General features: G+C 37.1%; 24 protein-coding genes and 1 pseudogene. 8 read left to right on the top strand and 17 right to left on the bottom strand.

Features of this window, described 5'->3' with window-relative positions; all coding sequences use genetic code 11:
• Position 1 precedes the first annotated feature (1 nt).
• The 8 genes from nth to H6F62_RS18355 all read right to left on the bottom strand — a co-directional run bounded on the left by nth (position 2) and on the right by H6F62_RS18355 (position 5002).
• Complete coding sequence (gene nth / locus H6F62_RS18390; RefSeq protein ID WP_190372659.1) at positions 2 to 676, bottom strand: endonuclease III; 675 nt, start codon at positions 674 to 676, stop codon at positions 2 to 4.
• A 162-nt stretch (positions 677 to 838) separates the two neighbouring features.
• A complete protein-coding gene (gene rseP, locus H6F62_RS18385; protein ID WP_137906932.1) occupies positions 839 to 1927 on the bottom strand; it encodes an RIP metalloprotease RseP in 1089 nt (362 codons plus the stop codon).
• A 483-nt stretch (positions 1928 to 2410) separates the two neighbouring features.
• On the bottom strand, positions 2411 to 2812 hold the full coding sequence (locus H6F62_RS18380) for a type II toxin-antitoxin system VapC family toxin (protein ID WP_028091334.1): 402 nt from the start codon (positions 2810 to 2812) through the stop codon (positions 2411 to 2413).
• The gene (locus H6F62_RS18375) at positions 2800 to 3021 is read right to left on the bottom strand and encodes a hypothetical protein (RefSeq protein ID WP_028091335.1); all 222 of its coding nucleotides are present in this window, start codon (positions 3019 to 3021) and stop codon (positions 2800 to 2802) included. Before H6F62_RS18375 ends, H6F62_RS18380 begins: the two co-directional genes overlap by 13 nt.
• 403 nt (positions 3022 to 3424) lie before the next feature.
• Positions 3425 to 3826 (bottom strand): type II toxin-antitoxin system VapC family toxin, encoded by a 402-nt coding sequence (locus tag H6F62_RS18370; protein ID WP_137906931.1) that lies wholly within the window; start codon positions 3824 to 3826, stop codon positions 3425 to 3427.
• A complete protein-coding gene (vapB, locus tag H6F62_RS18365) occupies positions 3827 to 4054 on the bottom strand; it encodes a type II toxin-antitoxin system VapB family antitoxin (RefSeq protein ID WP_137906930.1) in 228 nt (75 codons plus the stop codon).
• Between the two features lie 303 nt (positions 4055 to 4357).
• Positions 4358 to 4525: a hypothetical protein gene (locus tag H6F62_RS18360; protein ID WP_168651017.1), complete on the bottom strand. Its 168-nt coding sequence runs from the start codon at positions 4523 to 4525 to the stop codon at positions 4358 to 4360.
• A 3-nt stretch (positions 4526 to 4528) separates the two neighbouring features.
• Positions 4529 to 5002 (bottom strand): type II toxin-antitoxin system VapC family toxin, encoded by a 474-nt coding sequence (locus tag H6F62_RS18355; protein WP_190372658.1) that lies wholly within the window; start codon positions 5000 to 5002, stop codon positions 4529 to 4531.
• Positions 5003 to 5394: 392 nt separating this feature from the next.
• On the opposite strand from H6F62_RS18355, the gene H6F62_RS18350 reads away from it, so the two are divergent.
• The gene (locus H6F62_RS18350; RefSeq protein WP_137906928.1) at positions 5395 to 5946 is read left to right on the top strand and encodes a transposase; all 552 of its coding nucleotides are present in this window, start codon (positions 5395 to 5397) and stop codon (positions 5944 to 5946) included.
• Positions 5947 to 6098: 152 nt separating this feature from the next.
• Here H6F62_RS18350 and H6F62_RS18345 read toward each other — a convergent pair whose 3' ends face one another.
• The gene (locus tag H6F62_RS18345) at positions 6099 to 6263 is read right to left on the bottom strand and encodes an AAA family ATPase (protein WP_242026074.1); all 165 of its coding nucleotides are present in this window, start codon (positions 6261 to 6263) and stop codon (positions 6099 to 6101) included.
• Positions 6264 to 6377: 114 nt separating this feature from the next.
• Positions 6378 to 7661: a serine--tRNA ligase gene (serS, locus tag H6F62_RS18340; RefSeq protein WP_190372657.1), complete on the bottom strand. Its 1284-nt coding sequence runs from the start codon at positions 7659 to 7661 to the stop codon at positions 6378 to 6380.
• Positions 7662 to 7983: 322 nt separating this feature from the next.
• On the opposite strand from serS, the gene H6F62_RS18335 reads away from it, so the two are divergent.
• Complete coding sequence (locus H6F62_RS18335) at positions 7984 to 8568, top strand: Uma2 family endonuclease (protein WP_190372656.1); 585 nt, start codon at positions 7984 to 7986, stop codon at positions 8566 to 8568.
• Positions 8569 to 8617: 49 nt separating this feature from the next.
• Here H6F62_RS18335 and H6F62_RS18330 read toward each other — a convergent pair whose 3' ends face one another.
• The gene (locus tag H6F62_RS18330; RefSeq protein WP_190372655.1) at positions 8618 to 9187 is read right to left on the bottom strand and encodes a DUF3611 family protein; all 570 of its coding nucleotides are present in this window, start codon (positions 9185 to 9187) and stop codon (positions 8618 to 8620) included.
• Positions 9188 to 9310: 123 nt separating this feature from the next.
• Here H6F62_RS18330 and H6F62_RS18325 point away from each other — a divergent pair, with 123 nt between their 5' ends.
• Positions 9311 to 9844, top strand: a complete 534-nt coding sequence (locus tag H6F62_RS18325) for a cofactor assembly of complex C subunit B (protein ID WP_137906924.1) — start codon at positions 9311 to 9313, stop codon at positions 9842 to 9844.
• Between the two features lie 665 nt (positions 9845 to 10509).
• Here the strand turns inward: H6F62_RS18325 and H6F62_RS18320 are convergent.
• Positions 10510 to 10791 (bottom strand): annotated as a pseudogene (locus H6F62_RS18320) (DUF3155 domain-containing protein); the annotation flags it as partial.
• Between the two features lie 334 nt (positions 10792 to 11125).
• Between H6F62_RS18320 and H6F62_RS18315 the strand changes: the two are divergent.
• The 3 genes from H6F62_RS18315 (at position 11126) to H6F62_RS18305 (ending at position 15453) form a co-directional block, all read left to right on the top strand.
• Positions 11126 to 12496 carry a HAMP domain-containing sensor histidine kinase gene (locus tag H6F62_RS18315; protein WP_137907029.1) on the top strand — a complete coding sequence of 457 codons (1371 nt, stop codon included), beginning with the start codon at positions 11126 to 11128 and terminating at the stop codon, positions 12494 to 12496.
• 232 nt (positions 12497 to 12728) lie between these two features.
• Positions 12729 to 14285, top strand: a complete 1557-nt coding sequence (locus H6F62_RS18310; RefSeq protein WP_137906923.1) for a DEAD/DEAH box helicase family protein — start codon at positions 12729 to 12731, stop codon at positions 14283 to 14285.
• Positions 14215 to 15453, top strand: coding sequence for a DUF790 family protein (locus tag H6F62_RS18305; RefSeq protein WP_137906922.1), 1239 nt, complete (start codon positions 14215 to 14217; stop codon positions 15451 to 15453). Before H6F62_RS18310 ends, H6F62_RS18305 begins: the two co-directional genes overlap by 71 nt.
• Before the next feature lie 226 nt (positions 15454 to 15679).
• Here the strand turns inward: H6F62_RS18305 and H6F62_RS18300 are convergent, their stop codons facing one another.
• The 5 genes from H6F62_RS18300 to H6F62_RS18280 form a co-directional block, all read right to left on the bottom strand.
• Positions 15680 to 16210, bottom strand: coding sequence for a YqeG family HAD IIIA-type phosphatase (locus tag H6F62_RS18300; protein WP_190372654.1), 531 nt, complete (start codon positions 16208 to 16210; stop codon positions 15680 to 15682).
• A 324-nt stretch (positions 16211 to 16534) separates the two neighbouring features.
• Positions 16535 to 17107, bottom strand: a complete 573-nt coding sequence (locus H6F62_RS18295) for a DUF3727 domain-containing protein (protein WP_190372653.1) — start codon at positions 17105 to 17107, stop codon at positions 16535 to 16537.
• A 137-nt stretch (positions 17108 to 17244) separates the two neighbouring features.
• Positions 17245 to 17736 (bottom strand): Holliday junction resolvase RuvX, encoded by a 492-nt coding sequence (ruvX, locus tag H6F62_RS18290; RefSeq protein ID WP_168359885.1) that lies wholly within the window; start codon positions 17734 to 17736, stop codon positions 17245 to 17247.
• Positions 17723 to 18967, bottom strand: a complete 1245-nt coding sequence (locus H6F62_RS18285; RefSeq protein WP_190372652.1) for a GNAT family N-acetyltransferase — start codon at positions 18965 to 18967, stop codon at positions 17723 to 17725. Before H6F62_RS18285 ends, ruvX begins: the two co-directional genes overlap by 14 nt.
• Before the next feature lie 285 nt (positions 18968 to 19252).
• Positions 19253 to 19453, bottom strand: coding sequence for a hypothetical protein (locus H6F62_RS18280; RefSeq protein WP_028082167.1), 201 nt, complete (start codon positions 19451 to 19453; stop codon positions 19253 to 19255).
• Positions 19454 to 19796: 343 nt separating this feature from the next.
• Here H6F62_RS18280 and H6F62_RS18275 point away from each other — a divergent pair, with 343 nt between their 5' ends.
• Positions 19797 to 21341, top strand: coding sequence for a sigma-70 family RNA polymerase sigma factor (locus H6F62_RS18275; protein WP_190372651.1), 1545 nt, complete (start codon positions 19797 to 19799; stop codon positions 21339 to 21341).
• Between the two features lie 599 nt (positions 21342 to 21940).
• Positions 21941 to 22399 (top strand): hypothetical protein, encoded by a 459-nt coding sequence (locus H6F62_RS18270; protein WP_190372650.1) that lies wholly within the window; start codon positions 21941 to 21943, stop codon positions 22397 to 22399.
• The last annotated feature ends 48 nt before the right edge of the window (positions 22400 to 22447 follow it).

The following is a 22447-nucleotide window of genomic DNA, read 5'->3' as shown; positions in this document are numbered from 1 at the left end:
ATCACTTTCTGGGACTCTGGGACTCTGGGGGGGACAAATTCATCTCACATAAATCAGCTAATTTGCAAAAATCACAACCGGGAAAACGGGATTTACACACAGCCCGACCATGATAAATTAATCTAATCGACCAATTTTCCCACTCTGGTTGGGGTAATAACTGCATTAAATCTTTTTCAATTCTCATCGGTTGAGTATTTTTTGTTAACCCCAAACGTTGACTCAAGCGCTTAACATGAGTATCTACCGTCACTCCAGCATTAATACCATAAGCATGGGCTAAAACCACATTTGCGGTTTTGCGTGCTACCCCCGGCAGCTTTAATAATTGTTCCATTTGATTAGGAACAATAGAGTTAAAATCATTAACAATCATCTGACAAGCAGCTTTGATATTTTTGGCCTTGTTATGATAAAAACCCGTTGAACGAACTAACTCCTCCAATTCTAATATATCAGCATTTGCTAAACCTTTCACATCAGGAAATCGTTTGAACAATGCGGGTGTAACCTTGTTTACACGCTCATCCGTACATTGAGCGGAAAGAATAGTTGCTACTAATAATTGTACAGGTGTTGAGTAATTTAAAGAGCAGGTTGCATCTGGATAAAGATAGTGAAGACGGGAGAGAATTTTTAAAGCCCGTTGTTTTTTAGTTAATGATTTACGAGTCAATTAATTTTCAATTTTGAGTGGTGAGTTATCATACCAATTTTATGTGAGGCTGCACAAAAAAATAATCATCCGTATTTATCTGCGGTGAATTATTCTTAAATCTTAATCCTTGCAGCTTCATCATAATTTGGTATTAGCAGTCAGGTGATCATCTGAGCATATTTACTGTAACAATTTTTGCACCCATTCTAGCTGGGTTGTTTCTTTGACAATTAAGAAAATACCCAATCCTAAAAGTAAGAATAAACCAGTTTGCATGACACCTTCTTGAATTTTGTTAGGTAAAGGTTTACCAAATAAACCTTCAATTAATAAAAAGGCTAATTGTCCACCATCTAAAGCGGGAAGAGGCAAAATATTAATGATTGCCAAGTTAATGCTAATAATTGCCGCAAAAGAGAATAAATTTGTGCTATCACTAGCGGCTAATTGTGCGCCAATTTGCACAATCTTCACAGGTCCTGAAACTTGCCCGACAGTGTTCCCAAAATTAGTAATTAACTGTCCAAAACCTTTAAATGTGCCTACAACTAACTGTTGAAAACGATTAGCAGCAACTTTGAGAATCTCCGTAATATTTTGAGGACGACGATAGTTTGCTTTACCATTGGCTACTAATTCAATTCCGACAACACCTTTACCGTCAGCACCTTGTTTAGGTGTGATTTTCAGATGATTTTGTTGATTTTCATGTTGAATTTTCAGGTCAATTTCTTGATTAGGGTGGGTTTGAATTTCTTTTGTTAATAATGTGGTTGCGTCTTTACCTAAAGGAATTTCTTGACCATTTACAGCCAGAATAATGTCTCCTTCTCGAATCCCTGCTTGGTAAGCAATAGATTGTTCATTTACGGGTTTGACAACTACACCTGGTTGATACTGAAATTCTTGAGGTATACCAACGATTCCCAATTGCAAAGCCAACATTAAATAAGCAAAGATTAAATTGGCGATTACACCCGCACTAATGACAATGGCACGGTCTAAAACAGGGCGGTTACGCAACAAATTCGGGTCATTGGGAGGGATTTGGCTATCGGGATCATCATCAGGAAAGCCAACAAAGCCACCCAAGGGGAAAGCGCGGATGGTATATTCGGTTTGTGATCCTTGGTACTTTAAAAGCGTCGGTCCAAAACCCAGAGAAAAGCGGTTAACGTAAATGCCTTGAGAACGGGCGGCTATGAAATGTCCCAACTCATGTACTAAGATCAAAATAGCCAAAACTGCGATCGCTGCTAAAACTGACATAGAGCTTAATCAAAATATTCGGATATATATCCTCATTGTACTTTGGGAATGGGCGCGCAGAGAATATCTGCTGATGCCAATTTTTGATCTGTTGTCTAATCCAATCCCGAAAACAGCGAATTATGGCAATTTCGTCTATTTTCAGGCTTTGAGGTCAAAAAGAACGGGAAATATTTGTAGTTAAGGGCAAATTGACCACTCTAATTCCCCATAATAATAGCATAGAATGTGATTTTTTGTCTGATAGCGAAGCGTGGCGTTAGCCATATCAGGATGTCCAGGATTTGAGGATGTACAGGATGGTTTTTTAGTATTTATCTACATTTTCACAAACAAAATTGCGCTAATTTTAATATTCTGTGAATATCAAAATCAAATACTATCCTGTTAATCCTTTAATCCTGGTTATCCTGATTCTGACAGTTAAATTTTCATAAAAATGGTGCGTTACATTTAATTAACGCACCCTATAGAATGAGAAAACTATTGCATCAAATAATTATTGAGTTCAGGATATTGAGAAAAGAAACCATCAATACTGGCTAATTTTGCTTGATATTGTAATGTAGTAGCAATAATTAAACGATCAAATGGATCTTTATGAACAGGAGATAAATTTACAGCACGACAGGAAATTTCTACAGTTACAGGAAATAATGTAATACCTGATGGTTCTAATGCTTCCTGAAACCATTGATTAGCAGCACAAGGTAATTCTAGTCTTCCTCGCTGTTGTGCAAGTGCTATTTCATAACAGGAAATAGTGGAAACTCCTACTTCTTCTGAGGTTTCAATTATTTCTCTCCAATGGGTAGGAAATTTATCAAATTGTTGATTAATAAACCAAAACCAAATATGAGTATCAAGGATAATTATTTGAGACATTCCCACTCTTCTTCATTGACAATAGGACTAACAATATCACCCAATGTTTTACCTTTACCAGCAATAGAACTAGGAGGAATACGGCGTTTTTTTGATGGTAAGTTTTCTTGTAGTATGGTGATAATCACACGAGCAGAATTAACTTGAGGTTGTTCTGACAACCATGTTAATTGGCCATTTTCATAAATTGCTTCGTAACTTTTTAGCATAGTAATTTGATGATGAATGATGGTTATTTTCTATTATAGTTTAAACAATCGCATTTTGTCTGATAGCGAAGCGTGGCGTTAGCCATATCAGGATGTCCAGGATTTGAGGATGTACAGGATGTTTTTTAATATTCATCTACATTTTTAGAAATTGCATTTTGTCTGATAGCGAAGCGTGGCGTTAGCCATATCAGGATGTACAGGATTTGAGGATGTACAGGATGTTTTTTAATATTTATCTACATTTTCACAAAATTGCGCTAATTTCAATATTCTGTGAATATCAAACTCAAATATTATCCTGTTAATCCTTTAATCCTGGTTATCCTGATATGGCTTGCGCCACGCTACGCTATCAGACAGTTAAATATTAATAGAAAACGGTGCATTACATTTCATTAACTTACTCTGCCCAATTTTCTAATAATAGATTAGGAATGCGAGAAAATTCGCGGATATTGTTAGTAACGAGAGTAATATCTAAGCTCATTGCATGAGCAGCAATTAACATATCCATGGGTCCAATAACAAGCCCTTTACTTTCTAAATCACTTCTAATATATCCATAAATTACTGCTGCATTTTGACTAAATTCAATAATTTCTAAAGGAAGTAAAAACTGCATTAAGGCATTTTTATTTTTCTCTTGTTGCTGACTTTTATAAACACCATATTCTAATTCAGCAACGGTAATTGAAGAAATGCCAATATCAGAAATTGACAAAGTTTGAAATCGCGCTATAACTTTTTCTGGCTTTTGCTTAATCAGATAAATACAGATGTTGGTATCGAGAAGATATTGCATTTAAAACTCCTCTCTTTTATCAACAGGAAGTTGATCTCTAGTGGTCATGAAATCATCAGAAAATTGATCTAAACTATCAATTAGAGTTTGCCAAGGATTATCTTTACTAATAAGTAAAATGGCATTACCAATTTTTTTGATATAAACTTCTGTACCCGTCATTTGAAAATCTGGGGGTAATATCACTGTTTGCTGAGTACCATCACTGGTAAGTTTAGCTGTATTCATGATTATTGTCTCTAATTGATGTTAGTTGATTGTGGTTTAATTGTAGCTAAAAATTGTCTGATAGCGAAGCGTGGCGTTAGCCATATCAGGATGTCCAGGATTTGAGGATGTACAGGATGTTTTTTAATATTCATCTAGATTTTCACAAAATTGCGCTAATTTTAATTTTCTGTGAATATCAATATCAAATATAATCGGTGTTAATCCTTTCATCCTGGTTATCCTGATTCAGACAGTGCAATATATTATAAAAATAATAAAAAATGGTGCATTAAATAAAATTGATTAACGCACCCTAAAAAATCAGCGTGATTTTACCACTGTCTTCAAGGGAAGAGAAATAATTTTTCTGCCACTTGTTGCTTGTTTTTTTCTTAAATCAGCACAAATAGCTGCTAAATCATAATTAAATGACTTAGCTTGTTCATCTCTGATTTTCCGAATTTCCGCCAAAACTTCATCATTCAACATAAATTATTCTCCTAACATTTCATAAGGTGTACATATTGTTGGTAGTTCATATCCTAAACTATCAGCAATTTGTGAGAGTTTTTTCTGAATATAGGGGTTAGCAATGTGTTTACAATTCCATGTTAACAGATAATCTAAACCATAGACTGTAGCTGTAGCAATATGAACAGTATCATAAGCAGCAGTGGGTGGTAAATTACTTTGTTTTTGAAATTCCTGTGCTAAGTTTTGGACTGGTTCTGTGATATCAAGTAGAGGAAAGTTATTTAAAACTTCTATTCTTTTATTCACCATTTCTGGATCACCTTTTGGTGCTTCTTGCAATACCAGTTGAGAAATGTAAATAGTAAAAGAATTTCTCTGAGTATCCCACCAATCTCTTGTTATTTCCGCATTAGCAGCAACAATTAGATTTTTACTAGGTCTTGCTGTTAAATAACCAATAATACTTGTTTCTATGTATATTGTTTTGGTCATATTATTAAAGTGTGATTACTTTGCTAAATTTACTATACAGTATCCTGTTAATCTTTTTTGTCAGAATCAGGATGTCCAGGATTTGAGGATCTACAGGATGTTTTTTTATCTTCATCTATATTTTCACAAAATTGCGCTAATTTTAATATTCTGTGAATATCAATATCAAATACAATCGGTGTTAATCCTTTAATCCTGGTTATCCTGATATGGCTAACGCCACGCTTCGCTATCAGACAGTTAAATATTAATAAAAAAATGGTGCGTTACATTTCATTAACGCACCTTACGAGATGAGCTATGATTATAAAAGTAGGGTGTGTTAGCGAAGCGTAACGCACCATCACCATCCATATTATAAATTATAAATAAATACCTATTGCCTAATCAAAATGCCTAATTATCGCAGACCAAATATATCAGGTGCTACCCACTTTATAACTCAAGTAACCTATCAAAGAGAACCTTGGCTTTGTGAAAATATTGCTCGTCAAGCACTCAGAGAAGCCATTCAAAATGTCAGAAAGAAATATCCTTTTTCTATTGATGCTTTTATTCTTCTACCAAATCACTTTCATTGTTTATGGACTTTACCAGATAATGATCATGATTTTTCTGTGAGATTGCGATTAATTAAAACTTACGTGACAAAACATTATGGTGAACAATTAGCCATTGAAAATCCAATTTCTCAATCACGACAAAAACGCGGAGAAAAAAATCTTTGGCAACGTCGTTTTTGGGAGCATTTAATCAGAGATGAACAGGATTTTATGGTACATTGTGATTACATACATTATAATCCTGTCAAACATCGATTGTGTATAAATCCCCAAGATTGGCAATTTTCAAGTATTCATAGATTTATGAAGCAAGAAATTTATCCTCGAAATTGGGGTGTTAATGTAATTCTCGATATCCCATCCAGCGATTTGTATGATTAACCTACATTAACGTAGGGTGCGTTAGCGATAGCGTAACGCACCGATTAAATATCAATAAAAGACGGTGAATTACTGACATTTAAATATCAATAAAAGACGGTGCGTTACATTTCATTAACGCACCCTACAAGATTAGCGATCGCACTACAAGATTAGCGATCGCACTTGAGGGAAGTTTCCAGCAAAGTAAATAATTTAGCAATAGAACTTTTACCAGAACTATTTTTACCTATCAAAATGGTAATAGGTTTTAATTGCATTGTTTGCTCTTCATAAAATGCTTTGTAGTTTTTAAATGAAATAGATTTGACTTTCATAATGTTTAAAGCTGTATTACTCTGTATTCACTGAAATATTTGATTTGGAATAATTATACCATTTTAACAAAAATAAACTATTCCAAATCCGAAAAAATTTGCTTTTAACCTAAACTACAAAACCTCCCGACCCAAAAACGATCGCAACACCTCCGGTACTTTAATCGTCCCGTCTGGTTGCTGATAATTCTCCAAAATCGCGGCCATAGTCCTACCCACAGCTAAACCAGAACCATTTAAAGTATGCACAAACTGCGTCCCTTTCTTCCCCGCTTCCTTAAACCGAATATCCGCCCTTCTGGCTTGAAAATCTACACAATTAGAACAACTAGAAATCTCTCGATATTTCCCAGAAGATGGCAACCATACCTCTAAATCATAAGTTTTTGTGGACGAAAAACCTAAATCAGCAGTACATAAATTAATCACTCGATAAGGCAATTTTAAAGCCTGTAAAATACTCTCAGCATTTGCTAATAACTTCTCTAATTCCTCAAAAGAATCTTCGGGTTTTACTAATTTCACTAACTCCACTTTATTGAATTGATGTAACCGAATTAAACCCCGCATATCTCGGCCATAACTTCCTGCTTCCCGCCGAAAACATGGCGTATATGCAGTATGATAAATTGGTAATTCTTCTGCGTTAAGAATGTCCCCCCGATACAAATTAGTCACCGGCACTTCCGCAGTAGGAATTAACCACAAATCATCCTCTGCACATTTAAAACTCTCTTCCGCAAATTTAGGTAATTGTCCTGTACCTGTTAAAGAATCTGTATTTACTAACAATGGTGGACTAACTTCTATATAGCCATTTTCAATATGTTTAGACAGCATAAATTGAATTAACGCTCTTTCTAAAGCCGCACCAGCACCAATCAAACTCACAAACCGACTTTGGGCAATTTTTACCGCTCTTTCAAAGTTCAAAATCCCCAATTTTTCCCCGATTTCCCAATGTGGTAAAATATGCGGATTTGCGGGTTTATATTCATCTCCCCATGTTCTCACTTCTTGGTTATCATCTTCACTTTTACCAAGGGGTGTAAAATCACTGGGTAAATTCGGAAGTGCTAACAGTAATTCGTGAATTTGGGCTTTTAACTCTTTTTCCTGGGGTTCTAAGTCACTTAATGTGGTCTTAATGGCGTTTCCTTCGTCCTTTAAAGCTTGTATTTCTGGACTTTGAGGATCAACAACTCCAGATTTTACTTTTTGACCGACTAATTTGCCAATTTCGTTGCTGCGGGCTTGTAGTTGACTGCGTTTACCTTCTAATTCCCGTTGTTGTTGGCTTAAATCTAATATAGGTTGAATGTCGTATTTACCGTTACGGCTGTTTAATTTCTCTTGTACGAGTTGGGGGTTTTCTCTAATTTGTTTAATATCCAGCATTTTTTGTTAATTGTTTGTTGTCAGTTGTTAATTGTACGGGTTTAGCAACAGTTATCAGTGTCAATTTAACTGAAAATTAACCCAAACATATCTTATTTTGTATCTTTTCCCAAAACCTAAAAATTGTCAAAATCGCAGGTTGGGTAGAACGCAGTGAAACCCAAGAGATTAACCAAGGGTTAAATTGATAAAATGTTGAGTTTTGTGTCTCCAGTCAATGTTACCTCAAACTGATGCTATGCTAGGAGTTATGAGAAGTACAAGATTCCCGATTTCTTGAAGAAGTCGGATATCTGACCTAATTTTAAGGAGATGATCAGTAATGATGACATCTGAAGCGGTTGTTTTAAATATCAAAAATGTGGGATTAAGTGATGATCAATTTTATCAACTATGTCAAATTAATGAAGATTGGAAACTTGAACAAACTGCTAAAGGAGAATTAATAATTATGCCTCCAGTTGGTGCAATTAGTGGTAATAGAGAATCAGATTTTAATGGTTATGTTTGGTTATGGAATCTTCAAAATAAACTCGGAAAAGTATTTAGTTCTTCCACTGTTTTTACTCTACCCCATGGTGGTAAACGTTCTCCTGATGTGGCTTGGATAGCTAATGAACGCTGGGAATCTTTAAGTGTTGAAGAACGGGAAAAGTTTCCTAAAATTTGTCCTGATTTTGTGATAGAATTGCGATCGCGCACTGATTCTTTGAGTCAATTACAGGAGAAAATGCAGGAATATCTTTATAGTGGTTTACGTTTAGGTTGGTTAATTGATCCTCAAAATCAACAAGTAGAAATTTATCGTCACAATCAATCTGTAGAAATAGTATCATTACCAACAACTTTATCTGGAGAAGATGTTTTACCAGGATTTATTTTAGAACTACCTATTTTTAGAGATTAGGATACTACAACCACTATCAATTATAAATCAATTATAAATCAATTATAAATTACCTAGTAATACGATTCATTAACCACAGAGATGCTACTAAACCTGCAAAATGCGCTGATACAGTATTAGTATTCGCTTGAACTATAAGCATATCTAAACCGCTAATAATCCGCGTTGGATCAAATAATTGTGTAGTTACTGCTTGAGGAGATATAGACCTAGCTACCAATGTACCAACAATCGCTTGCGCTCCCAATAAAGTCACTAAAGTTCCGCTTAAATTTATCCATAGTCCTAATCTTAATACTTGCGCGGTTTCAGCTTTACGAGGACGATTAGTAGGATTAGGTGATTCTAGTTGTTTACCAATTCTGGTGTAGCGATAAGCCAAGTAAATACCAGCACCCAGGAGGATGATACCACAAATTGCTAAAAATACACCGAAGCCTGTCCCTGGATTATTGCTAGGACTACCCGCTTTTTGGCTAAAAATGCCAAATAATAAAACTATTATCCCAGATATTACCCCTAATACTAACTGAATCCAAAAACTAATCCAACCTGCTAGACGAAATTGTTGGGCTATAGCCCGGATGTTAGGTGATGGTGTTTCCGAGTTTTGTGACATATAAAAATTAAAAGTTAAAAGTTAAAAGTTAAAAGTTAAAAACAAACTTCCGTTTGTTCTCTGATTCCAGAATAATTGATAATGGTTTAAGTCTACTGAAAATTTCAGACTTAAAAATTAATTATGGATGCCGCTGTTTTGCAATCTACTTTCCTGTTAACTTTGTTGTTATCAGTTGGGTTGTTTTTCTTTATTCGGGCTTCAACTAAAGACCGCACAGAAGTGATGCGTTTAGTTTCACAAGAGGATGAAAATACGTTAATGACTTCATTAAAGGATTATTTTCGCACTCGTGCTTATCGAGTATTAGCGGTAGATTCTCCAAAAAATCAAGTCACATTTGAAGGATTTGTTAGACCTAGTTGGTTTTTAGCTATATTTTTAACTACATTAGCAGCGGTGGGTTTAGGTTGTTTGTCGTTAGTTTTATCCATGCTTTTTCCTGATTTTGGGCGGTTTTTTCCGGTAATAATCCTATTTTCACCTTTAAGTGGTCTATTGTATTGGAAAAAATCTGGAAGACTTGAGAAGGTGTCACTACAGATAGAAAATATCCGCAGTGGACAAAATTTATCAAGTGTAATTACTGTTACTGCCCATAGAGATGAACTTGCTGAGTTACAAGGGGCATTACAGCTAAAGGTGCTTGACACTTGATTGATTGTTGGGGATGAAAAAAATGAGCATCTATATCTCTACTCATGTAGAATTCTGACTAAACTTTTGAGCAAATTGGCAGTGAGGAGGAGAAAATACTGCTGCTGCTGTAAATTTTCCTGACGACTGGGATGTAATGAGGAAAAATCTAAATTGGTGGACAGAGCTTGATAGTAGTCCTTAGTGAGATCATGAATTTGTACCTCATCTTTGGATTTCCTTGGCTCTGTCGCTATTCTCCGCTGTGTAAGCTGATAATGAACTGATTCATACAACTAAACCGAGTTGATGAGGAGTTAATTATGCCATGACTTGAGAGAAGTCGTTTAAACAGTGTTTAAACCTGCTTGACAATTCGACCACAAAATTAAAAAAAATGGAATTTTTGAAGAACCTGATCAAAATTGCCAGTTAATTATTGTCAGAGCCAGAAGCCACATTTAGGAGATATGATAGTCATTTGTTGTTTAATTAACAGTTACGGCAACTAGTTCCGATACTGCTACTAGTTCTGGTACTAGTTCTGGTACTAGTTCTGGTACTAGTTCTGGTACTAGTTCTGGTACTAGTTCTGTTACTAGTTCTGGTACTAGTTCTGTTACTAGTTCTGGTACTGGTACTGATGCTGGTAATGTTACTGGTACTGATGCTGGTAATGTTACTGTTGGTGATTCAAAACTCCTCAAACTAGGAAACAAGAAATGATTTTCTTCTACGTATTGAGCACCGAACAGACCTTTTTCCGCCCAGAAATAACGGTCTGTTGTGTGTTCATTGCGTTTTACTAGTAGTAGCGCGGGTGGCATAATACCTTCAGCGTGAATAAACTTTCTTGCTGCTGTCACAGGTTTATCTTCGCCACTTTCGATGCTGTACTGGGGAATGTGTTCCAGTATCCGTCGTCCTTCCTGCCGACGACGACTTTTCCGCTTGCGTCTCCTTGCCAACCTATTGTCCTCCTGTTTCCAGCTATAGATTGTAGTTGTGGCTACAAAATCAGTCGTCATTATATATTTTTTATCTGAGAAAATCAATAGTTTTTAATGTTTTGATACAATAAAGAAAAAACAATAAAAATCAAGAATAAAAATTCAAAAAAAACTGCTGTCTACTACCCATTGTCTATTACCAATCATCCATTACTAGATTAGACTAGATACAGACACTTTGATCAGCTATGGGCTATGCACCACTTTTATCTGGCTTTAAGTCGTGTAAGAGTTTATTTTTGTTAAACTGCTAGTGACTGCAACTTTTCTACCTCCTAAATTCCTGCAACTAATGCTAATGTCTGCCAGTTCTGATTTTCTTGCTTTATGTCGAGAGCAAATAACCCTGTTAGCCCAAGGTATGGGAGCATCTTTTAGCGTAGTTTATTTAACACAGGAATTGGTAGAAAAACCTACAGGTGAGGCACGACTAATTCCGGTGATGGTGTATCCAGAAACTATAGCATTAAATCCTAGTGATGAGTATGGTGAACAAGAAGACAGTTACCCAGTCAGACTTGCTCATGTTTTAGCATTACCAAATCAAGCAATGAGGTTGTTAAAACCGACTTCAGTATCTGAGTATTCATCAGCTTCAGCAGCAGCAACAGAAGAACAAAATATACAAGATAAACAAGATGAATATTCACTCAGTCATCACCAAATTGTTTCCCCCCTGATTTATGAGGGTGTAATGATGGGATTATTAGTGACTGCGAGGGAAGATAGGGAATGGAACCAACGGGAGGAGGGGGAAATTGAACGCATTGGGAAAACTTTAGCGATCGCTTGCATTTTAGATCAACGTCGGGCTTGGTTGCAACATCAACTCCAGCAAGAACAAATTCTCCAAGAGGAACAACGAGACTTATTAGATAATCTCTTACATCAGTTTCGTAACCCTTTGACTGCTATCCGCACTTTTGGTAAACTCCTATTTAAGCGAATGCGAGCGGTAGATCCTAATCGGGAGGTAGCAACCAGTATAGTCCGGGAGAGCGATCGCTTACAAGAGTTATTGCAAAAGTTTGATCAGGTGATTGATTTAAATACGGTAAATACAGCCAATTTAACACCTCTTTCCCTCCCAGAGTCAAAGGTAGTAATCAACCAAAATCAAAATGCAGAAAAACAAGGGAAACCTGTGTTATTGTTACCAGGAACAGGAGAACAGTTAACTAATTGTTCTGTAGCGGATTTATTAGCACCTTTGTTAATATCGGCTCAAGCTATTTCCCAAGAACGAAATTTACAACTAATTACGGAAATTCCTAATCATTTACCTTTAGTCAGGGTAAATGAAAAAGCCTTGCGAGAAGTATTGAGTAATATTATAGATAATGCTTTGAAATATACCCCAGCAGGTGGTAAGATATTGGTACAATGTGGGCAACAAAAGGGAAATTTCCAAGGTATTGCGATTAGTGATACAGGACCAGGTATTCCCCCGGAAGACTTAGAACATCTGGGAGAAAGACATTACCGAGGTGTACAAGCACAAACAGCAATTCCTGGGACTGGTTTAGGAATTGCTATTGCTCAACAGTTAATAGCAGAAATGCAGGGAAATATAGAGGTTTTCAGTCCAGCAATTGACTCAATTATTACATCATCTCACAGCCCAGGAGCTACGTTTATAATTTGGTTGTCTGCTGTTGTTTAGGTAATTGCTAAAAGTACGCAGTTCCAAGGGTTTCACATAAACATATAAACATAAAATTAATAGCACGGTTGCAAGAGGCAAGAGGGAAGAGGCAAAAGTAAAGAAGTTTTCAGCGATTTTACATTTCTTTACACAGTTTGGTTTTTTCATGCCAACCCTATTTAATTATCATCCCCATTTTGCGTTATGAGTAGTTACATCAGTGTAACTCTATAACCTTATTCAGAGAAAAATGGCTCGTCACCCTACTTTAACTTTTGATCGTGGTACATTAATTTTACACCCACCACCACGGAGTAAAACTTGGATAGATTATGCTACATGGGATGATAGAGTAGAAAAGTTTCGTATTCCGGCCATAAGATACCGTTCCTTAGTTGAAACGCTTCAAGCCGAAGCTACGGATTTTATTGATGAAGCTAAAGCTTTTTATCCCCTGGAGTTGGTAGCTAGTGTAGAAATGACCCCCTATTCCCACCAAAATGAGGCTTTAGCGGCTTGGAAACTGGCTGGACGACGGGGGGTAGTTGTGCTACCAACAGCAGCAGGTAAGACCTATTTGGCGCAAATGGCTATGCAGTCCACACCGCGCACCACGTTAATTGTAGTCCCAACTTTGGATTTAATGCACCAGTGGTATGCTCACTTAGTAGCAGCTTTTCCTGACCAGGAGGTAGGTTTACTGGGGGGTGGTTCACGGGATAGAACACCGATTTTAATTGCTACATACAATAGTGCGGCTATTCATGGGGAAAGTTTAGGTAATAAATATGCTTTGATAATTTTTGATGAATGTCACCACTTACCTACAGATTTTAACAGAGTTATTGCTGAATATGCGATCGCTCCCTATCGTTTAGGACTTTCTGCAACCCCGGAACGTACAGATGGTAAACACACTGATTTAAATCTTCTTATTGGTAGGGAAGTTTATCGTAAACGCGCTGAAGATTTAGCTGGTAGAGCTTTAGCTGCTCATGAAATTGTGCAAATTAAAGTTAAATTATCCCAATTAGAACGAGAAAAATATAATCAGTTAATTCAAACTCGCAATGATTTTTTAAAACAATCAAAAATCTCTTTAGGAAGTATCCAAGGTTGGCAAATGTTTGTACAAATGAGTGCAAGATCCCAACCTGGACGTAGAGCAATGTTAGCACATCGTCAAGCCAAAGAAATCGCTTTGGGAACTGATGGTAAATTGCGGGTACTTGTAGACTTGTTAACCACCCATTATCCCGAAAGAATTTTGATTTTTACTGCTGATAATGCTACAGTTTATCGTATTTCTCAAGATTTATTAATTCCCGCAATTACTCATCAAACACCAGTGAAAGAAAGACACGAAATTTTAACTAAATTTAAAGCAGGTGAATATAATACTTTAGTTGCTTCTCATGTCTTAAATGAAGGTGTAGATGTTCCCGCAGCCAGTATTGCGATTATTCTATCAGGTACGGGTTCAACCCGGGAATATATTCAACGATTGGGGAGAATTTTACGCAAGGGAAATTTAGCAAATAAACAAGCAATTTTATATGAAGTCATAGCCGAAGATACAAACGAGGAGGGAACTTCAGCCAGACGCAGGGGAGAAAATAACACTCAGGAAGAAAAACCGAAAAAGGCAAATTTACAAGTTATTTATGGTGGAGCAAAGAAAAGCGATTTAAAAGCAGCAGAACAATTAGAAATTAACTATTCAACTAAAAAGAAAGATGTTACCAACGGACTTACTGATACACCGCCAAAACGGCGAGGAAATTATTCCGAAGAGACTGAAACTTGATCATAAACATTTGAATTTAGCCAGGGATTTAATTAGTTTTTTTCAGGAAGCAGTCGGGAAAACTCAAGGATTATTAGAACGTCAATTAGCAGACTTTGAAGGAGATACTACAGATTACCGCATGAAACGGGGTTTAGCTTATATTCTGAAAAGCAGTTTTTGTACTTTTGAAATAGTCAGTCCTCTCGAACCAGCAATGTTAAGAGAAAGGGTATTTACTTTAGCAGCAAAATCTACTTGTAGTCGAGAATTAACGGATATTACTTTAAATAAAATTGCGGCTGATTTAAGTCAAGAACTCAACCAAGAAATTTTACCTATACAAATACGAGACGGACTTTACGCAGATTTATCAGAAAATAAAATTCTAACTGCTTTTGATGCTCCCAAACCAGAAGATGTTTTACATCGTTATAATTTATCTCAAATTCAAGGAGTTTTTTATAAAGCTAGTCAATTAGTATTAAATGCTCATCGCAATGTTCCCGGAGAATATAAACTATTGTTTCGTTATTTAAAGCTATTTCAATTAATGGCTTATATTGAAGGTGATGCAGATCATGGTTTTACGATTACTGTAGATGGTCCGGCAAGTTTATTTACTTCCAGTACCCGTTATGGTTTAGCTATAGCCAAGTTAATTCCCGCTTTACTTCATGTGACAAAATGGAGTTTATCAGCGACTTTACAAACTCGTGATTTTTACACAAATGATTTGAAAATAGGACGTTTTAGCCTTAATTCTGAATGTGGATTAGTCTCCCATTATCCTCCAGGTAAACCTTATGATAGTATGTTGGAGGAATCTTTTGCTAGTAAATGGGATGGCTTAAAAAGTGGTTGGATATTAGAGAGAGAAGTTAATTTAATTCCCATTCCTGGTAGTGTGATGATTCCCGATTTTCGATTAGTTCATGCAGACGGACGGGTATTTATTTTAGAAATAATTGGTTATTGGAGACCAGAATATTTACAAAAGAAATTTTACCAAATAAAACGGGCAAATTGCGATAATTTAATTTTAGCAATTTCCGAAAGGTTGAACTTAGAAAAAGCTGGAGTCAAATTAGATAATGTTCCCGCAAGAATTGTTTGGTTTAAAGAAAAGTTATTACCCAAATCTGTATTAGCAGTAATTGACTTCCTTCCCACCAACTTACTTATATAAAATATGCAAAATGTACAGCGCCAATCCCTCTATGGTGAAGGTTGACGCTGTACGGTTTTATATTTATCTATTATCCGCTAGGGTCTTTTTCGGCTGACCCTGATGTTATTAAAATTAATAATCGCCTATTTTTTCAAAAATAGGGACTTTCTTAAGTATTTCTTTATATTTACTTTCCTGATCAATTATGAATCTTTGTAAAGATTTGTATTGCAGGAAAAGCTGATCACCTGTGTTTTTTGCCGATAATAGATGCACCTAATATCTCTGATATCCAAACTTCAATATTGCGGATAGGATGGGAACGGATGGCTGTAAAATCAGGATGGATAATTGGCTCTACTAAAATTGTAAACATTCCTAAACGATTACCCGCTAATACATCTGTAAACAAGCGATCGCCCACCATACCCACTTGATGTGCGGGTAAATTCATCCCTTGTAAAGCAGCCCGAATTTTCCGCCGGGAGGGTTTGGCCGCGCCTAAGTAGTACGGTAGTTCTAGGGAACGGGCAATACCACCAATTCGGGATTCACTTAAATTATTGCTAACTAACCACAATGCTGTACGACTACGGATTTCTTCTACCCATGCTTGCAATTCTGGGAAAGTAGAACTTGTGGTCATGGGTACTAAAGTTTCATCCACATCCAATACTAGCCCCTTTAGCCCATATTGTTGGATTAAGTCTGGTGTCAGTGTCAAAACTGAACCCGCTAAAATTAAGTTAGGCTGTAATAGATGGTTGCGAGTCATAATTTTTGTATAGTTACCATGAGATTGTGAGTATCTCACGCAAATTCGCTAAGTAGGTTGGCGTGAAAAATTGTCGTTATGACAAAGGAACAGGGAACAGGTAACAGGGAACAGGGAAGAGGTTTTAGGCCACTTTACTTTTCGTTACTTATGTTGGTTTTTTCCGTTAACCTACTTAAATCACGAACAATTAGAGTTGCCAAGGTTGAATTGAGCAATTTCAGATTTCAATTTAGCAACACCATTTTCAGCATGGGAGCAAGGGGTGAGAATTTTGCCAGTCTTCTGATTCCTCGCTCCTGGATGCTTAAATTTTGGAATTAATTACTCAACTTCATTAAAAAGATGTTCTTCTAAGAGGGGTTGAAATTTACGGAACTCTTCGGGAGAAAGTAATTCTGGTTCACCAGTTTTAGTAATTCTCGCAAAAAAGAGTAGGGGGTCTAGGGGAGTATAAATTGCATACTCCTGGTCGTCATGATAAAAATTGGCAATTTCCATTAATTGCTCTGGTTCTAAACCGTTTTCTTCGTCTTCAATTTCTAAAGTGAAGAATTTAGATTCGTCTTCAGGAGGTAACTCCCCTGCTACGGTTAAAGCATAAGCAGTATTCTTGAGAATCAGGTTTTGCTCAGAAAGAACTGCTTGAGCCGTGCCGAATATTTCTTCAATGATATCATCATCTTCTACTAATACGGCTTCTTCTTCATCGCCATCAGTTTGCCAAGCAAATATTTCTATCGGTGTATCTACGGGCAAAAGCAGAACATACTTTTCTCCATCTACGGAGAGATTATGTTCAATGTAACATTCTAGGGTTCGTTTTAGCTCATCTGTTAAAATCAGGGAACTTTCGGAATCGTGATCATTGTCTTCGGGAAATGGAGATGAATTCATACTTGAATTATGTAGCTGTAATCATAAAATCTAATACTCTTCAATATGGAAATCATCAAACTGCTTGCGGACAGTTGATGTCAACCATAAATTCAGAGATAGAAGTAATAGCTTTTAGAATACCATGTAAAAAGGGGTCACTCATCAGTAAATGTTACTGACCCCTGTACTAAACTGCGTCTAGCATCTAACCACTGTTGTAAAATCAATGCAGCAGCTTTACGATCTATTAAACCCTTATTTCTAGACGGGGAACGATTCTCAGCTATCAGCAGTTGTTCTGCTTGCAAGGAAGTTAATCTTTCGTCCATATATTCTAAGGGAAGTTTGAGCGCCGAAGCCAGTCTAGAGGCAAATTTTTGCACGTGACGGGCTTGAACACCAATAGTACCATCCATTGAATATGGTAAACCAACCACAAGAATTTGTACCTGTCGCTGGTTGACTATTTGCTGGATTTGTGCTACATCTTCGACAAAGGAACGACGCTCAATCGTGGTGATACCCGTAGCAATTAAACCAGTCCCATCACATCCCGCTAAACCGATGCGTTTACTACCAACATCGACACCCAAAGCGGAGATAAATGATTTTGATTGCTGTGGAGAAATCACGTTATTGTTGTTCATGGAGTTGATCTGTGGCTGAGTCTAGTAGAGGGGGTGTATCTATATGAGAACTTTTATGAGTGAAACTGACAATTTCTGACTGGTTTGGTATAGCTCTTTCTGGCTGTACCTGTTGTGTTTGCGGTATCCATGACATTCCCCCTGGTATGGGTTTGCGGGTTGGTTGTAGTCCCTGTAACATTTCTTGCCACTGAATCCCTTCTAAGGAGACAAATTTCGATTCTCTGAGTTTATGCCACACAGAACGAGACATGATCAGGGTATGTTCTCGACGTTTAGCACCAATACGCTCTAAGTATTCCTCCCGTTCTGGTTGATAGTCTGAAGAAGCTAATTGTAACCCTTGTTGGGGAAAATCTTGAGCAATGCGAGCTAATTGAGACAATAATTCAGGATACAACCAAGTATAAGCGGGATGAACTGTGAGAGTTGCTACATGAGGATTTGCCCCGGTACGGTGCAGTTGGATCTGAAAATAACCAATAGCTGCTTTGCGCTGGGGTTCAAACACATAGCCACTGACAACTTCAGTTTTGCTCGTCCACTGCTTGACAGCATCAATTATCGCCCCAAACAAGGTAGTTTTAAAGTCGTGGGTATGACGATCAAATACTTGCCTGACTAAAGGAGGCATGGATGCTGTATCTAATTGATATAATAGAGGAGCATCAGCATTACTCACTGGCAAGAGATTGGGTAAATCTGGTTCGGTTTGGATTAATTCGGCTAATAACTGCGGACTAATTTCCCAGTATGTCATTTCTGCTAAACGTTGAAATCCATTATGCCGATAAAGTGCTAAGGCATCCACATCATTAACGTTAACTTCTAGTATCCACGTCCGCGCTTCTAAAATTGATTCAAAGCAATGGCGTAGTAGTTGAGAACCTACCCCCATGCGATCGCCGGTTCGTGCTAACATGACTTGATTAACGCGCCAAGTGCTACGAGTCCGGTTAAAAGGTGATACTTGAATCATTCCTAACAGCATTCGTCCCTGTTCAGCGATATAGCCCCAGAAGCGGTATTGTAATGGGTTAGGAAACCAACTCAAGAATTTAAGTAATCCATACCAGCGCCGTAGCCACTGCATTTCACCCATAGATTCAGTAGCTGCTTGGGGGGAAAGGTGGGATAATGACTCTTGAGTCAAGGATTCAATTCCGTCCAAATCTCGATGTTGGACTGGTCTGATAATAACACTGAGGTTTCGAGGGAGTAGTGGATTCATTTTAATTCCAGCCGCTATTTAACCTTTACAAAAACAAAATTACAAAAACAAAATATGATAGTGATGTTATACTACAATTATTTCTATTTATTTTCTATTTATTTTAACGGGTTTTTACCCTGATGTCTTGTTTCCAAAGAGTGATTCCCTTAATTAAACCTTGACTAAATACGTAAAAAATATCAAAAGCAGAAACTGCGATTATACCCCTAGGGTGAAAACCACAAATATCTGCTTTTATTGTATGTTAATTCTGCTAAAAATACTTTTAAATCCACAGACCTTCTATAGACTTTGACGAGAAGCAAACTTTTCAAAGTCTGCTTGGGTTTGATGAAGTAATTGCTGACGAGAATCTTGTATAGTTTGTTGGAAGTTGGGAACCAAGTTGCGAGCTTGTAGTGTCATGTGCAACTGTAAATGGGCAACATAGTCGCTGATATCTTGATTGTCTACAGTTGCGCCCGTTAATACGTTTGATTCCATTGTCACTGTGTTCTCCTTCGTAAATTGGTGTAATAGCCGTACTAGATTAAAATCTATCATGTTTTTTGTCTGGTTGCTGATTTCGCAATGAAGTGTAATGATTGTTCATTGGTTATGATACTATCTGCCATATCCTACTTAATACACCACAATACAGAATTTCAGCATCAATATTGTCAATAACATCAAAATTATTGAAAATTATTGACAATTGTAACGTATTATTCTAAACTTGATAAGAAAGATACATTTTTTGCTGACCGAAAAATCGGATACAAGCTCAATGCATCGTTTCTAAGATGGCTTTATAGTCAACCAACTATACAACTATAATTGTATTGTTATGATGACATCAGAGTTTTGGTCATTGTGGATGGATCACAATGAATATTTATACAAAGCTTGTGTGAAGTGGATGGGTAACGTTCCTGATGCTGAAGATGTTTTAAGTCAAGCTATGCTCAAAGCTGAGGCGAAAATACGTATCCATCAGGTACAAGTGATCAACTTTAAACCTTGGGTAACAAAACTAACTTATAATCTCTGTCTTGATCTGCAAAGACAGCGTTATCAGACTATCCAATATTGTCATAATCGGGAAGTTATTAGTGATAGAAATGCAGAATTATTGGTGACTAAAGAAGAGGAAAATCCAGTGTTTGTGGCTACGCAACAAGAACTGGAAAAAATTTTTTCTGTTTGGATTGATGAGTTACGTCCCATACTACGTGATACTTTTATTTTATACTTTCAAGAAGAACTATCATATATAGAAATTGCACAAAAACTGAATATTTCCTGCTGCAATGTACGTAGGCGAATTCATGAAGCTCGGATAATTTTAAAACAGCGATATCATCAAGATTATACCGGGGAAGACAGGCGTAAATTTGAGGTTGTTTCTCAAATTGACAGAAATAAAGAGTCTGATCAGATCACTAAAATAGGATTAGCTAATATTGAAAATATAGAATTACCGATTTTAGAATTATCCAACCAGGAAGAATTACCAGAAGCCGTTAATAGTCAGGTTTTACCCCACCCTAACCCTCCTCTTGACCAGGAAAAGAAACTAGATGTTGGTTTCCCTTCTCAAGCAGGAGAAAAGGAGGATAATTCAACTTCTGTGTATACTGTATTCCCTGAAAAACAGAGAATTTTCCCTAACTTTTTTGACCAGATTAATATCGTCTTAGCAGAAAAAATCGCGGCACTGGTGCCAGCAGTTCGCTACCCCACAGCAATTAAAACTCCAAGTTGCCAAAAAGCGTACATTCATAGTATGAACCAAAGAGTAGCCAAAGTTATTCCCTCTCGTTCTCCTCCCTCATATCAACTTTCCTATGGTCAATTCTTAATCATGATCTACCAGACTACAGTAAGTACAAGTTTAGCTGTGATTATTGCTGCTGCTTTTCCACTCAAAGCCTCAGCCGAAGATCTTAATATAAACTTTACAGGCACCATACCATCCGTTGTCAAGATTAACAGCACCAGTCCAGGTCCTATTGAAAACACCCCTGAGCAAGAATTTCAAAGTGATGATCCTACACCAGCGATATTAAATATTACTCACACTACTGGCATCGTCTTGAGCATTACCAATATTACTGATAACGGTACGGTTTTATCTGGCAGTAAAACATATAACGATCTTGATCTGATCAACGCTAAAGTCAAAGATGGTGATAATCTCCTGATTCAAAGTGAAATTTCACCTAGTGGCAGGTCTACCCCAGTTTATCCGCTGAATGTAGCAAGTGCAGTTCAAGCAGCAGTCACTAGTGGTAAAGAGTATCCAGTTTACCTTGAGATTACCAATATTTCCGGCTTATTACCACAAGGAATCTACAAAATCCGTGTCAGTGTTCTGATCACACCGCAGTAATTTCCCTTCACAAGGGAACTCTTAACAGGGAACTCTTAACAGGGAACTCTTAACAGGGAACTCTTAACAGGGAACTCTTAACAGGGAACAGGGAAAAATTTGCTTTTTAGGTATTGACAAAGGATTTTAAATATGTTATCGTTACCTTGATAAGGAAGAACTATCTTAAAATATTTAGAAATAGGGTGTGTTAGCGACTAGTAACGCACCATTGGTGAAGACTTTGGGTGTAGCACAGCGATAGCGAAGCGCTGCTGCAAGCAGTTCGCTATATAATAGCCAAGTAGTAGGGTGTGTTAGCTATTAGTAACGCACCATTGGTAAAGACTTTGGGTGTAGCACAGCGATAGCGAAGCGCTGCTGCAAGCAGTTCGCTATATAATAGCCAATTTTTAACGCTAACCCACTTATGCGGTTTCAGTAAAATTTGAAGACCCTAATGGAATAAAATAGTCCCCTCCCCTTCCTAGAGAGTGAAAGTAGAGTAGCCTTTATTACCCAAAAAAGTTCAGTAAAAAAATAAATCACAAATTGGGTATCTCAAACGTCTTATTAATGTACAGATCAAATTACCTCATCTACCCTTAGTCATAAAAAAAATGAATCTAGGTCGTCTTACCTTCTTCACTGTTATCACCGCTTTAAGCAGTATAGCCCTCAATTCCCAAGCCCAAGCCCAAACTGCTGATGTTGATTTTTTCGGTGTTATTCCCGCAACTTGCGCCGTCAACAGCATCACAGCCGGAACCTTAACAAACATCATTGACGGCACCCTCAACCCCCTCAGATTAGAAACTGACACTGTGGGTAACATCAACGTTACCTGCAATACTGGCGTAAAATTTGCCGTTACTGCTATTGAAAATAATGGCAGTGACTTTACAACCAAAGAATTCAGTGATATTGATGTCATCACAGCCAAAGTAGAAGACTCCAGCAATACTGAGGTCGCTACTGGTAATATTTCCCCCAGTGCTGGCACTACTAATTTAACCCACATTCCGCACCCTGAACTGTCACAGATCAAAAAAGCAGAGATAGTAGTACATAATAACTAACGATCAATTAAAGAGAAATAAGCTTAATGAGAATACATATCATTAAAA

The sequence above is a fragment of the Anabaena sp. FACHB-1391 genome (genome assembly GCF_014696755.1).
In the GTDB taxonomy this organism is placed as follows: Bacteria; Cyanobacteriota; Cyanobacteriia; order Cyanobacteriales; family Nostocaceae; genus Dolichospermum; species Dolichospermum planctonicum.
The sequence above is the reverse complement of the archived record's forward strand: the minus strand, read 5'-3'. Positions and strand labels throughout refer to the sequence as shown.